We start from the raw sequence: 12,732 nt of genomic DNA, 5'->3' as shown, positions 1-12,732 counted from the left end.
CGGCCCTTTCGACACCCCGAGCACCGGACGGTGTGGCGCCGGTGCGCGTCCGCGAAAAGAGAGCCATGAGACCGGTCAAAAGACTCCAGCGGCTCCGGCGCGGCGGCCTGATCGTCGCGCTGGTCGCCGCACTGACCGCACAAACCGTGCAGCAGGCCACCGCGGCACCGGCCGCGGTCCCCCGCGCCGCCGCGACTTCGGCGGCTGCCGAGCTTTCCCCGCGCGCCAAGGTGCTCACCATCTGGCGCAGCGCCGGCTCGCAGGTCAAGACCGAAGCCGAAAAGGCGCTGATCGGCTCCGACGCCGACGTCACGGCGTTCCTGAACGACAAGCTGGGCCGCCTCGCCGCGCTGGACGACCGCCTCTCGGTCAACCAGATCCTCAACGCCGGCGGCACCACCGTGAAATCCGTGGCGCAGCAGGCCCTCGACGCCGCGGACACCGATCCGAACGCGCTGCGGGCCTTCCTCAGCGGCGGCTGGATCTCCGCGTCGGACACCGATCTCCGGGTCCGCGTCAACCAGATCATGGCCGCGGGCGGGGCGGAGGTGAAGAAGGCCGGCCAGGTCGCGCTGGACAACGGGACTTCCGAGGCTTTGCACGAGTTCCTGAACACGACGGCGGCCCGCGCCGAGGCGGTCGACCTCCGCCTGCGCGTCAACCAGATCCTCACCATCAGCGGCCCCGAGGCGAAGGCCGCGGCGCAGGACGCGCTGGACGACGGCACCCCGAACCGGCTGCGGCTGTTCATCGACCGCGACTGGGAGGTCGCGGCCGCTCGCGACCAGGAGACCGCGACCATCCAGCAGCTGGTCGACGCGGCGAAGATCGCCGGCGCCCAGGCCGCGCAGGAGACGCAGGAGGCGAAGGACGCCGCCGACCGCGCGAAGAAGGAAGCCGACCTGGCGCGGCAGGCGAGCGAGCTCGCCGCCAAGGCCGCGGAGGCGGCCAAGGACAACGCCGCGGGCGCGGCCGAGGCGGCCTCCCGGGCCGCGACGGCGGCCGACCGCGCGGCGAGCGCCGCGATCACGGCGATCGGCGCGGCCAACGCGGCGACGTCCGCGGCACGGGTCGCCGCCAACGCCGCGGCACGGGCCGCGGCCGCCGCTTCGAAGGCCGGACGCGCCTCGAGCGCCGCGTGGAACGCGGCAGCCGCCGCCCGGGTCGACCGGGGCAAGGCCGGTGACGCTTCCAAGGCGGCCATCGACGCGGCCGCCGCCTCGACCAGCGCCCAGCAGGCCGTCGACGCGATCGACCAGGCGAAGGTCGCCCTGGACCACGCCCGGGAAGCCATCGACGCGGCGAACTCGGCCGGCACCAACGCTTCCAACTCGGCCGCGGCCGCGCGCGACGCCGTCAAGTGGGCGAAGGCCGCCGGCGCGGACGCCCGGCAAGCCGAAGCCGCGGCGGCGACCGCACAGCGGCAGGCCAACCGCGCGAACCAGGCAGCGGCCTCGGCCCGCGCGTACGCGAACGAAGCGGCGGATGCGGCGGTACAGGCACGTGCGCTGGCCGTCAAGGCCGCAGTGGACGCCGCCCTCGCCGCCTTGGCGGCCCAGGACGCGGCCGACCACGCGGTCAACGCCGACCAGGCGGCCCAGCTCGCCACCGAGCACGCGAACAAGGCGAGCGAAGCCGCGCAGACCGCGGTCGACTCGGCCAACCAGGCGGCCCGGATCTACACCGCCGCCCGCAAGGCCGACGAAGACCGGATCGCGCAGCAGACCGACCAGGCCACCGAAGTCGCGCAGCAGGCGCTCACCGTCCAGGACCAGCTCGGCCTGACCCGCAAGTGGAACGCGGCGCAGGAGCTCCAGCGCGACGCCGAAACCACGCGGCTGCTGGCGGAGGCGAACGCTGCGGGCACCGACCCGAACCTGGTCACGCTCGACGGCCGGAAGATCGCCCTGCGGCTGCTCGCCACCGGCGGCCCGTGGACGAAGTCGGCCGCCGAAGGCGCGCTGTCCGGCGCCGACCGCGAGGTCCAGGAGTTCGTCCACAGCGGCGTCGCCCGCGCGGCGGCCCAGGACGACCGGGAAACCCTGCAGGAGATCGTCGACGACGCGAACCCGGCCAAGAAAGCGGCCGGGCAGCAGGCGCTCGCGGGCAGCGACGCCGACGTCAAGCGGTTCCTCGCTTCGCCCGACTACCCGACCGAAGGCAACGTCCTGCGGCTGCAGGTCAACCAGGTCCAGGCCACCGCGCGTGCCGAGAGCAACGCCATCGTCGTCTCCGAGGCGCAGAAGGCCCTCGACGCCGGCACCGTGGCCGCGTACCGGCAGTTCCTCGACACCGGGCAGAACGTCGCCCGGGAGAAGGACGACCGGCTGGCGCTGAACCAGCTGATCGCCAACACCGCCACCGGGCCCGAAGCCCGGATGCTGGCCCAGGCGGCACTGTCCGGCCCGCCGGACATGGTGCGGATGTACCGGCTCAACGGCCAGTACGTCGCGGCCCGCCACGACCGGGAGTCGGCGGCGCACAACTCGGTCGTCGCCGGGCTGGTCGCCGAGGCCACGTCGGTCGCGGCGACGGCGTCCCAGAACGCCGCGCTGGCGCAGTCGGTCGCGGCCGACGCCCGGCACGACGCCACGAAGGCGCACCAGTACGCCGAGGAGGCCGGCGCCCATGCCACCGACGCCTTCAACTCCGCGAAGGACGCGGCGAAGTCGGCGCAGGACGCCCGGGAGTCGGCGGAGAAGGCCTACCAGTCGGCCGTCACCGCGCAGGACGCGGCGACGCGCGCCTCGCAGGCCGCGGTCCGGGCTTCGCAGTCGGCCATGGCGGCCCGGCACTCGGCCAACCTGGCGGCCCAGTACGCGGAGAGCGCCGTCACGGCGGCGCACCAGGCGTACCAGGACGCGATCGACGCCGGCAAGGACGCCGACGCCGCCGTCACGGCCGCGAACGACGCCCGGGACAAGGCGATCGCCAAGGCGAACGCCGAGATCGACGCCGCCAAGAAGAAGTTCGCCGACGACGTCAACGGGGCCTGCAACTCGGTCCCGGCGGGCCCGGCGCACGACGACTGCGTCGCCCGCGCGACCCGGTTGATCAACGACCCCAAGGGCGAGTCCGAACGCAACGTCGCGGTCTGCAACCAGCTCAAGCAGTACAGCGAGCAGACGTTCAACGACTGCCTCAAGGGCGCGTACAACCCGGCGCTGACGTACCTCATCAACAAGGCGATCTCCGACGCCAAGGAGAAGGCCGAGGACGAAGCCGACACTGAGCGCTGGTGGTCGATCGCGGGCACGATCGTCGCGGGTGCGGTGATCATCGGCGCGGGCGTGTTCTGCGCGGAGATCTGCACGGCCCCGCTGGTCGGCGCGCTGGCCGGCGCCGAAGCGGGCTTCCTCGCGGAAGCGGCGGGCGCGGGTCTCGAACTGACGATCGGGGCGGAGTTCCTCACCGGCATAGCCAGTGACTCGTTCCTCGCGTCCCGGCTGAGCGCGCTCAGCACCGAAGAGTTCCTTTCCGGCATCGCGGTGCGCAACGGGCTAGCCGACATCGCGAAGAACATCGCGAAACAGATAGCCGGGATCTGCACCCCCGGTTTCGCCGCGGCGGCCCCCGAGCCGTGCTTCAGGGCTGTCGGAATCGATTACGGCCGGTGGTCCAACGAGCTCGCCAACGTCTCCTACCAGTTCCGGAGGGCCCGGGATCTGCTCGGCAAGACGGGAATCAACATCGGTGTCGGCAAAATGCCGGGCTGGCCCGACGAAGGTTTCGGCCCTGGTTTCATCGTGGCTCGCAGCAACAAGGACGCCGCCCTGCATTCCGAAGAAGCCATCATCCAGAGGATCCGGGACGCCGGGCTCGATCCGAAGAAACTGGAAGCGATGTTCACCGAACGATCGCCGTGCAAAGACAAGTGCATCGCCCTCCTCAACGAGGCGTTGGAACCGGGCACTCCGGTGTACTACGGGGTCACCCACCTCGGCAACTGGGAGATGGAAAGCGAAATGATCGACGCGCTGCTGCGGGACCGCTTGACGGGCCGGTGAAGCCCGGCTGACCGCCGTCGAACGCGGGGTGGTGACGACCCTCGGCCGTCACCACCCCGTGCTAGTCTCACCGGCGTGACCGATCCGTTCCAGTTCCACGAGAAATCGCGCGCGGAAAACGACCCGGACTACCGTGCACCTGCCGAGGCGGTCGATTCCTGGTTCGAACTCGCCCACGCGGTCGAAGCCGAGCTGACTCGAATGGGATTTGCCGCTTCGGTTCTGCGCGAAGCCGACTTCCACCCCTATCCCACCGGAGCGCAGATCAGGGTGCACGAGTCGCATCCGTTCGGCGTGGAGATAAGCTGGCGGGCCCCGATCATGGAAACGGAAAGCTACCGAGGGAAACTGCGAGCCCAGGACGCGGGAAGCCCGCTGCTCGGATACGTTCTCGACACGCGGAAGGTCATCGTCGAGGCGCTGCTCGACGTTTTGGCGAAAGCCGGGTTCCGGACGCGGATCGACCACGACGGAAGCACTTCCTACGTCTACCGCGTCCTCGAAGCCCCTCTTTCTCCGCTGGACTGACCTACGCCAGCGGCTTCAGTTCCACGCACCGTCCCTCCGCCGACGACGTCAACCCGGCCTCCGCGAGCTGCAGCCCGCGGGCGGCCGAGAAGAAGTCGTAGCGGTGCTGCCGCCCGGCGACGACGTCCCGGACGAACTCCTCCCACTGCGCCTTGAAGCCGTTGTCGAACTCGGTGTTGTCCGGCACCTCCTGCCACTGCTCGCGGAAGGGCTCGGTGGCCGGCAGGTCCGGGTTCCACACGGGCTTCGGCGTCGCGGAGCGGTGCTGGACGCGGCAGCGCCGCAGACCGGCGACGGCGCTGCCCTCGGTGCCGTCCACCTGGAACTCGACCAGCTCGTCGCGGAACACCCGCGTGGACCACGACGAGTTGATCTGCGCGATCGCCCCCGACTCGAGCTCGAAGATGCCGTACGCGGCGTCGTCGGCCGTCGCCGCGTACGCCTCGCCCTGCTCGTCCCAGCGGCGCGGGATGTGTGTGACCGCCTTCGCCGTCACCGCGCGCACCGAGCCGAAGAGGTTCTCGAGCACGTAGTTCCAGTGGCAGAACATGTCGAGCACGATCCCGCCGCCGTCCTCGGCGCGGTAGTTCCAGCTCGGCCGCTGCGCTTCCTGCCAGTCACCCTCGAAGACCCAATAGCCGAACTCGCCGCGGACCGACAGGATGCGCCCGAAGAACCCGCCGTCGATCAGCCGCCGCAGCTTCCGCAGCCCGGGCAGGAACAGCTTGTCGTGGACGACGCCGTGACAGATCCCGGCGTCCCGCGCGAGCCCGGCCAGCTCCAGCGCCGAAGACAGCGTCTCGGCCAGCGGCTTCTCCGCGTAGACGTGCTTGCCCGCGGCGATCGCCGCCCGCACCGACGGCTCGCGCGCCGACGTCAGCTGCGCGTCGAAGTAGATCCGCACGTCGTCCAGCGCCGAGCCGACGTCGGTCGTCCACGCGGTCAGGCCGTGCCGGTCGGCGAGCTCCTTGAGCTTCGTCGCGTTGCGCCCGGCGAGGATCGGCTCGAGCTGCACGCGCGTGCCGTCGGGCAGCTCGACCCCGCCCTGCTCGCGGATGGCCAGCACCGACCGGAGCAGGTGCTGCCGGTAGCCCATCCGGCCGGTGACCCCGTTGAGCAGCACTCCGATGGCGGTCTGGTTCATCGTTGACGGCCTTCCTGATCGAGGGCGTCCTCGCCGTGCGGCGAGGTGACACCCGGGATGTCGTATTCGGCGCGACGACCGCACATGCCGTAGCCGTCGGGGTTCGACGGCGTCGCGACCCGGACGCCCGACTGGTCGAGGTGGCTCCCGTCGCCGTCGGCGAGGGCCTTGAGGTGCGCCCCGGTCAGTTCGGCGGCCTTCAGCGCCCCGGCCTGCCAGCGCGGGACCCAGTCTCCGATTTTCGGCGACACCAGCGCGACGGCCGCCCGGTGGAAAGTCCGCAGCGGCTCCGGATCGCCGTCGAGCAGCGCTTCCCGCAGCGGCAGGTAGCCACGAACCGCCAGGTCACGACGTCTTTTGGCGGCCTCGTCAGTTTTCGGCAACGCCGCGGCCCCGGCGTACGCCTCCGCGTCCGCGAGCACCTCGGGCGGAAAGGTGAACACGGCGTCGCCCGCCTCGGGCAGGCCGCTGTTCTGCATGAGGACGGTGACGCGCAGGCCGCCGCCCTGCACCATCCGGTGGACGGTCCCCGGCGCGAACCACGCGATCACGCCGGCTTCGAGCGACGTCTCCGCGTACCCACCGACGCTCAGCGTCTGGACGGCGCCTCGTCCGGCGGTCACGACGTAAGCCTCGGTGCAGGCGAGGTGCAGGTGCGGGCTGCCACCACACACCCCATCCTCGGCTTCCCAATCGTAGGCGCGTAAGTGCGAAACGCCGATGCCACCCGGTAGCGGGAATTCGTTCATGACCATCCGTGCCCATCGAGGTATTCGGTCACCTGATCGCGGTCCCAGGCACCGTCGGCGACGACGACCCGGTAGCGGTACGTGAAGCTCTCTCCCGGCGGGAGGACGAATTCTTCGAAAAACGCCCACGAGAAGGCCACCATGGGCGTCTCCTTGCTTCGGACGAACCAGTGCGACTCGTGGATGGCGTGGTCGTTTTCCGGCGAGTGCGCGAAGACGAGTGTCGAGTGCGCGTCGACGTCGTCGTGTTCGCCGACAAAAGCCAGCCACGGCGCCTGCGCGCCCATCAGGTCGTCACCGCGGAGACCACCGGGCCCGAAGACGCGGCCGCCGCCGAAGTCACGCGGGCCCCGCCAGTGCAGACCGGTGTACCCGGCCTGCTCACGACCGGCGGTGGTCGGGCTGCCGAACACGAGCGGCGCGTCGCGGACGTTGGTCAGCTCGATACCCCAGTCGATGGCCCAAGCGCCCGCGTCGGGCTCGACGGAGTGGACGACGATGTCCCGCCGCTCGCGCGCCCATTCGTCGCCGCGGTGGGTCACCCAGGTGAGCCGTTCGGCGAAGGTCAGCCGGTCACCGTCGACGGTGAAGCCGGCGAACCCGTCGTGGCGCATCGAACCGATGCGGTCGGGCAGGTCCTGGTACCACCGGCCGGGGACGTAGGTGTGGCCGCCCCAGAAGTTCTGGCCGGACAGGTGGCTCGACGTCATCTGCAGCCCCTTGTGCCACCGGTGGTCGGCGGGCCGGTACCCGCTGACGCGCCGGCCGCGAAGGGTGCGCAGCGGGTGGGTGTAGGGCTTGCGCGACTCGTAGGCGACGGGGTCGGGCTTGTACACATAGGACATGAGCTGCACCCCGGCGGCCTCGACCGTCACCCGGTCACCGTGCCGGTGGGTGACGGTGATCGCCGCACTCACCGGGCCTTCACCTCAGCGCCGGCCATGTCACGGTAGAACGGGTCACCGGGCCCGATCTCCCCGCGCCGGACACTCTGCCCGGTGAAGGCGGCCTTGTAGAGAGCGGCGACGAACTCGAGCACCCGCCGCCCGTCCGGCCCACCACACGGCGGCCGCCGTCCAGCCCGGTAGGCGTCCAGAACGGGCTTCAACGCGGCGGCGTGCGAACTGCCGACGTCCTCAGCCGGTTCGGTCTCGATCCCGGTCGCATGAGGCGCGGGGGTGTATCGCCAGTTTTCGGCAACGTGACCGTAGAGGTGGGTGAGCTCGACGGTGGCACGTTCGCAGTCGATCCGGATCCGGCTCACTTCGTCGGGCGAAAGGACACTGTTGACGACGGTGGCCAGCGCCCCGGACCCGAACCGGACGAGGGCGGTGGAGACATCCTCGGTCTCGACATCGTGCACGAGCCGCGCGGTCATCGCCTGGACTTCGGCCCATTCCCCGTCGCTGCCTTCGGCGTCGCCGGCGAGCAGGTGGAGCAGCAGATCCATCTGGTGAATGCCGTGGCCCATGGCGGGCCCACCGCCTTCGGTCGCCCAACGCCCACGCCACGGGACCGCGTAGTAGGCAGCATCGCGGTACCAGGTGGTCTGACAATGCGCGACAAGCGGACGGCCGAGCGCACCCTGCGCGAGCAGGTCCCGGAAGTGAGCGACGGCGGAACCGGACCGCTGCTGGTAGACGAAGGAGACGTACGGGCCCCCGTCACGTTCGGCGGAGATCATCTCGTCGTACTCGGCAAGCGAACGGCACGGAGGCTTCTCACACCAGGCCCAGGCGCCGCTCTCGAGGACCCTCTTGGTCTGTTCGACGTGCAGACCCGGCGGAGTGCAGATCGAGACGAGGTCCGGTTCCTGCTCGACGAGCAGCGAGTCGAGGTCGCGGTAGGGCTTGGCATGAGCAGTGGTCGCACAGAAGGCAAGGGCCCGAGCCTCATCGACATCCGCGGCAGCCACGAGATCGACCTCGTCGCGGTGGGCCAGATAGGCAGCACGGTGGCTGTCAGCGATAGCCCCAGTCCCGACAACGGCGACCCGCAAGCGCCTTCCGTGAGCCAACCCGGACTCCCTCCTCACCAACTCCGACGACATCCCCCGCGGACGCGCGCCACGGTTCCCTCCAGGCGTCGCTGTCCCCCGCCCGGATCCTTCGCCGGCGCACTTCCGTTCCGCCGCGCAGGTTTGTCGGCAAGGTCACCGCACGAGATCCGGCCACTCTTGCGCCCGGTCAGCGACTCCGCTGTCACCACTGGATGTCGTCCGGTCGCTACGCCTCCCACCGGTCGCCACTGCCTCCCGCCACACTCCTCGACCGTCTCAGAAAGCGCTTTCTCGCGCAACGGCCGCCGTCGATGTCAACGTTGTCAGCACGGGCCCTCAACCGGAACGGACGACTCGATCACAGATCGCCGATCACCTGGCGGCGCCCGCCGTCAACTCAAGTGACGAAGCTGCCGAGAACCGGTCAGCGGCTCTTACCGCGGGGCTCACGTTTCCGCGGCTGCCGGCTCTCGGCCCGCGCGGCTCGCATGTCCAGGAAAGCGGCCACGCCCGACACGATCGCGGCCAGCAACCCGAGGAACCGGCCGAAGCCGGGGCCGATGGCGATGCCGGCGGCGTCGAAGATGCCGCGCTGGTCGGCGTCGAACTCCCAGTCCAGCGTGAACCAGCCGACCACCATGAGCAGCAGCGCCGCCACGGCGACCACCAGCCACAGGTGCGGCAGGCCGCTGACCCGCGCCTTCCGGATTCGCCCGAAGAAGACCACGACCAGCCCGGCCAGCAGCAACGGTATCGGCGGGCACCACGCGAAGAAGCTCGAGTGCCACGCATCCCGGACGACGTCGCTGTGGTCCAGCTGCGAAAGGATGACCTCGATGTCCGGTTTGTTGGTGCTCAGCGTAGTCCACGGCAGGAACATCGAGCCCAGCGCGAGCAGCCCGGCCGCCAGGCCGAGCCACTCGCGCCAGGTGACGCTTTTGACGGAGAAGGACAACGGTCAGGAACCGACGCGCTCGATGATCAGCTCACGGACCCGCTTGGCGTCGGCCTGTCCCTTGGTCGCTTTCATGACCGCGCCGACGATCGCGCCCGCCGCGGCCACCTTGCCGCCGCGGATCTTGTCCGCGACGTCCGGCTGCGCGGCCAGTGCGTCGTCGATCGCCGCGAGCAGCGCCGAGTCGTCCGAGACGACCTTCAGCCCCCGCTTCTCGACGACGTCCCGAGGCTCACCCTCACCGGCGAGCACGCCCTGGACGACCTCCTTGGCCAGCTTGTTCGTCAGCTCGCCCGACGACACCAGACCGATGACCTCGGCCACCTGCTTCGGCGTGATCGTCAGGTCGGCCAGCTCGACCTCGCGGGTGTTCGCCTCCTGAGCCAGGGTGTTGACCCACCAGCCACGCGCCTCGTCCGGCGACGCGCCTGCCTCGACCGTGGCCGCGACGAGGTCGACAGCGCCGACGTTCAGCAGGTCACGCAGGGCTTCGTCGGAAAGTGACCACTCCGTCTGGATCCGCTTGCGACGCTCGGAGGGCATCTCCGGCAGCGTGCCGCGCAGCTGTTCGACCCACTCGCGCGACGGCGCGATCGGGACCAAGTCCGGCTCCGGGAAGTACCGGTAGTCCTCGGCGGTCTCCTTCGTCCGGCCGGACGCCGTGGAGCCGTCGACCTCCTGGAAGTGCCTCGTCTCCTGCTTGATCGACCCGCCGTCGGCGAGGATCGCCGCCTGCCGCGTCATCTCGTAGCGAACGGCCCGTTCGACGCTCCGCAGCGAGTTGACGTTCTTCGTCTCGGTGCGCGTACCGAACTCGGTCGCATCCTTCGCCATGAGCGAAACGTTCGCATCGCACCGCAGCGAGCCCTGGTCCATGCGGACGTCGGACACGTCGAGCGCACGCAGCAGATCACGCAGCGCGCTCACGTACGCCCGCGCGACCTCGGGAGCCCGCTCGCCGGTGCCCTCGATCGTCTTGGTGACGATTTCGATCAGCGGAACGCCGGCCCGGTTGTAGTCGAGCAGCGAGTGCTCGGCACCGTGGATCCGGCCGGTGGCGCCGCCGACGTGCAGCGACTTGCCGGTGTCCTCTTCCATGTGCGCGCGCTCGATCTCGACGCGCACGACCTCGCCGTCGTCGAGCGTGACGTCGAGGTAGCCGTTGAAGGCGATCGGCTCGTCGTACTGCGACGTCTGGAAGTTCTTCGGCATGTCCGGGTAGAAGTAGTTCTTCCGGGCGAACCGGCACCACTCGGCGATCTCGCAGTTCAGCGCGAGACCGATCCGGATCGCCCCCTCGACGGCCTTGCCGTTGAGGGCCGGCAGCGCGCCAGGCATGCCGAGGCAGGTCGGGCAGACCTTCGTGTTCGGCTCGCCGCCGAACTCGTTGGCGCAGCCGCAGAACATCTTGGTGTTGGTGTTCAGCTCGACGTGCACCTCGAGCCCCAGCACGGGGTCGAAGCGTTCGATGACGTCGGCGTAGTCCATCAACTCGGCCACGGCAGTCACTTCGTTCCTCCCAGCTCCGGGACCTTGTGGATGAGCGCTCCCCCGGCGGCGGCGTCGCGGGCGGCCTCGTAGGCGGCGCCGACCCGGTAGAGCCGGTCGTCGGCGAGCGCCGGGGCCATGATCTGCAGGCCGACCGGCAGCCCGTCTTCGTCGGACAGCCCGCTCGGCACGCTCATCGCGGCGTTGCCGGCCAGGTTCGACGGGATCGTGCACAGGTCGGCGAGGTACATCGCCATCGGGTCGTCCACGCGCTCGCCGATCTTGAACGCCGTGGTCGGCGTCGTGGGCGAAACAAGGACATCGACCTTTTCGAAGGCGGCCGCGAAGTCACGCGTGATCAGCGTGCGCACCTTCTGCGCCGAGCCGTAGTAGGCGTCGTAGTAGCCGGACGACAACGCGTAGGTGCCCAGCATGATGCGCCGCTTGACCTCGGCGCCGAAGCCCTTTTCCCGAGTGAGCGACATGACCTCTTCGGCGCTGTGCGTGCCGTCGTCGGCGACACGCAGGCCGTAGCGCATGGCGTCGAACCGCGCGAGGTTCGACGAGCACTCGCTCGGCGCGATCAGGTAGTACGCGGGCAGCGCGTAGACGAAATGCGGACAAGACACCTCGACGACCTCGGCACCGAGCGCACGCAGCTGCTCGACCGCGGCCTGGAACGACCGCTCCACGCCCGGCTGGTAGCCGTCGCCGCCGAACTCCTTCACGACGCCGACCTTGACGCCCTTGAGGTCACCCGTCATGCCCTGCCGGGCAGCGGCGACCACCGGCGGCACCGGCGCGTCGATGGAGGTCGAGTCCAGCGGGTCGTGCCCGGCGATGACCTCGTGCAGCAGGGCGGCGTCGAGCACCGTCCGCGCGCAGGGCCCGGCCTGGTCGAGCGACGACGAAAAAGCTACGAGGCCGTAGCGCGACACCCCGCCGTAGGTCGGCTTGACCCCGACGGTGCCGGTGACGGACCCCGGCTGGCGGATCGAACCGCCGGTGTCGGTCCCGATGGCGATGGCGGCTTCGAACGCCGCGATCGACGCCGACGAGCCACCGCCCGACCCGCCCGGGATGCGGGCGTGGTCCCACGGGTTGTGCGTCGGGCCGTAGGCCGAGTTCTCGGTCGACGACCCCATGGCGAACTCGTCCATGTTCGTCTTGCCGAGAATCACGACACCGGCCTCGCGCAGCTTGCGCGTCACGGTCGCGTCGTACGGCGGGATCCAGCCTTCGAGCGTTTTCGAACCACAGGTCGTCGGCACGCCCTCGGTGGTCAGCACGTCCTTGAGCGCGAGCGGCACGCCGGCCAGCGCCGACGCGGGAGCGTTGCCACCGGCGATGCCCTCGTCGACGGCCTTGGCCGCGGCCAGCGCGCCCTCGGTGTCGACGTGCAGGAACGCGTGGATATGGTCGTCGACCTCGGCGATCCGGTCCAGGTGGGCCTGCGTGACCTCGACCGCCGACACCTCGCGCGCGTGGATCTTCTCCGCCAGCTCCGCGGCGGTCAGCTTGATGAGCTCGGTCACTGCTCTTCCCCCAGAATGCGCGGCACCCGGAAGCGACCGTCCTCGGCGGCCGGCGCACCGGCCAGCGCCTGCTGCTGCGTGAGCCCGGGACGGACGACGTCCTGCCGGAAGACGTTCGTCAGCGGCACGGCGTGCGACGTCGGCGGCACGTCGGCGGCGACGACCTCGCTCACCTTGGCCACCGAGTCCAGGATCTGGTCGAGCTGGCCGGCGAAGACGTCGAGCTCGTCGTCGGTCACGGCCAGCCTGGCCAGCTTCGCGAGGTGCGCGACCTCGTCTCGGGAAATGTTGGGCACGCGGGTGACTCCCGGGTTGTGCTGTGCGGGT

10 protein-coding genes are annotated in these 12,732 nt (G+C 70.3%); 2 read left to right on the top strand and 8 right to left on the bottom strand.

Annotation, left to right across the window (positions count from 1 at the left end; translation table 11 throughout):
• The first annotated feature begins 65 nt into the window (after positions 1-65).
• Both AB0C38_RS22870 and AB0C38_RS22865 read left to right on the top strand, forming a co-directional pair.
• The gene (locus AB0C38_RS22870; RefSeq protein WP_360676638.1) at positions 66-4,007 is read left to right on the top strand and encodes a nucleic acid/nucleotide deaminase domain-containing protein; all 3,942 of its coding nucleotides are present in this window, start codon (positions 66-68) and stop codon (positions 4,005-4,007) included.
• A gap of 75 nt (positions 4,008-4,082) precedes the next feature.
• Positions 4,083-4,535, top strand: coding sequence for a hypothetical protein (locus AB0C38_RS22865; protein WP_360676635.1), 453 nt, complete (start codon positions 4,083-4,085; stop codon positions 4,533-4,535).
• A 1-nt stretch (position 4,536) separates the two neighbouring features.
• Here the strand turns inward: AB0C38_RS22865 and AB0C38_RS22860 are convergent, their stop codons facing one another.
• From AB0C38_RS22860 to gatC, 8 genes are all read right to left on the bottom strand, one after another.
• Positions 4,537-5,679: a Gfo/Idh/MocA family oxidoreductase gene (locus AB0C38_RS22860; RefSeq protein ID WP_360676632.1), complete on the bottom strand. Its 1,143-nt coding sequence runs from the start codon at positions 5,677-5,679 to the stop codon at positions 4,537-4,539.
• Positions 5,676-6,428 (bottom strand): cupin domain-containing protein, encoded by a 753-nt coding sequence (locus AB0C38_RS22855; RefSeq protein ID WP_360676629.1) that lies wholly within the window; start codon positions 6,426-6,428, stop codon positions 5,676-5,678. The genes AB0C38_RS22860 and AB0C38_RS22855 overlap by 4 nt, the downstream gene beginning before the upstream one ends.
• Positions 6,425-7,345 (bottom strand): PmoA family protein, encoded by a 921-nt coding sequence (locus tag AB0C38_RS22850; RefSeq protein WP_360676626.1) that lies wholly within the window; start codon positions 7,343-7,345, stop codon positions 6,425-6,427. Before AB0C38_RS22850 ends, AB0C38_RS22855 begins: the two co-directional genes overlap by 4 nt.
• Positions 7,342-8,478, bottom strand: coding sequence for a Gfo/Idh/MocA family oxidoreductase (locus tag AB0C38_RS22845; RefSeq protein ID WP_360676623.1), 1,137 nt, complete (start codon positions 8,476-8,478; stop codon positions 7,342-7,344). Before AB0C38_RS22845 ends, AB0C38_RS22850 begins: the two co-directional genes overlap by 4 nt.
• A gap of 373 nt (positions 8,479-8,851) precedes the next feature.
• The gene (locus AB0C38_RS22840) at positions 8,852-9,382 is read right to left on the bottom strand and encodes a hypothetical protein (protein WP_360676620.1); all 531 of its coding nucleotides are present in this window, start codon (positions 9,380-9,382) and stop codon (positions 8,852-8,854) included.
• A gap of 3 nt (positions 9,383-9,385) precedes the next feature.
• Positions 9,386-10,891: an Asp-tRNA(Asn)/Glu-tRNA(Gln) amidotransferase subunit GatB gene (gatB, locus tag AB0C38_RS22835; RefSeq protein WP_360676617.1), complete on the bottom strand. Its 1,506-nt coding sequence runs from the start codon at positions 10,889-10,891 to the stop codon at positions 9,386-9,388.
• The gene (gatA, locus tag AB0C38_RS22830; RefSeq protein WP_360676614.1) at positions 10,888-12,405 is read right to left on the bottom strand and encodes an Asp-tRNA(Asn)/Glu-tRNA(Gln) amidotransferase subunit GatA; all 1,518 of its coding nucleotides are present in this window, start codon (positions 12,403-12,405) and stop codon (positions 10,888-10,890) included. The genes gatB and gatA overlap by 4 nt, the downstream gene beginning before the upstream one ends.
• Positions 12,402-12,701 carry an Asp-tRNA(Asn)/Glu-tRNA(Gln) amidotransferase subunit GatC gene (gene gatC, locus AB0C38_RS22825; protein ID WP_360676611.1) on the bottom strand — a complete coding sequence of 100 codons (300 nt, stop codon included), beginning with the start codon at positions 12,699-12,701 and terminating at the stop codon, positions 12,402-12,404. The genes gatA and gatC overlap by 4 nt, the downstream gene beginning before the upstream one ends.
• Positions 12,702-12,732: the final 31 nt, after the last annotated feature.

Origin of the sequence: Amycolatopsis sp. NPDC048633 (assembly GCF_040650695.1) — a bacterium.
In the GTDB taxonomy this organism is placed as follows: domain Bacteria; phylum Actinomycetota; class Actinomycetes; order Mycobacteriales; family Pseudonocardiaceae; genus Amycolatopsis.
The sequence above is the reverse complement of the archived record's forward strand: the minus strand, read 5'-3'. Positions and strand labels throughout refer to the sequence as shown.

Coding starts and splice junctions, on each gene's coding strand:
- AB0C38_RS22860 (WP_360676632.1), bottom strand. CDS start 5,679: ATGAACCAGACCGCCATCGGAGTGCTGCTCAACGGGGTCACCGGCCGG.
- AB0C38_RS22855 (WP_360676629.1), bottom strand. CDS start 6,428: ATGAACGAATTCCCGCTACCGGGTGGCATCGGCGTTTCGCACTTACGC.
- AB0C38_RS22845 (WP_360676623.1), bottom strand. CDS start 8,478: ATGTCGTCGGAGTTGGTGAGGAGGGAGTCCGGGTTGGCTCACGGAAGG.
- AB0C38_RS22870 (WP_360676638.1), top strand. CDS start 66: ATGAGACCGGTCAAAAGACTCCAGCGGCTCCGGCGCGGCGGCCTGATC.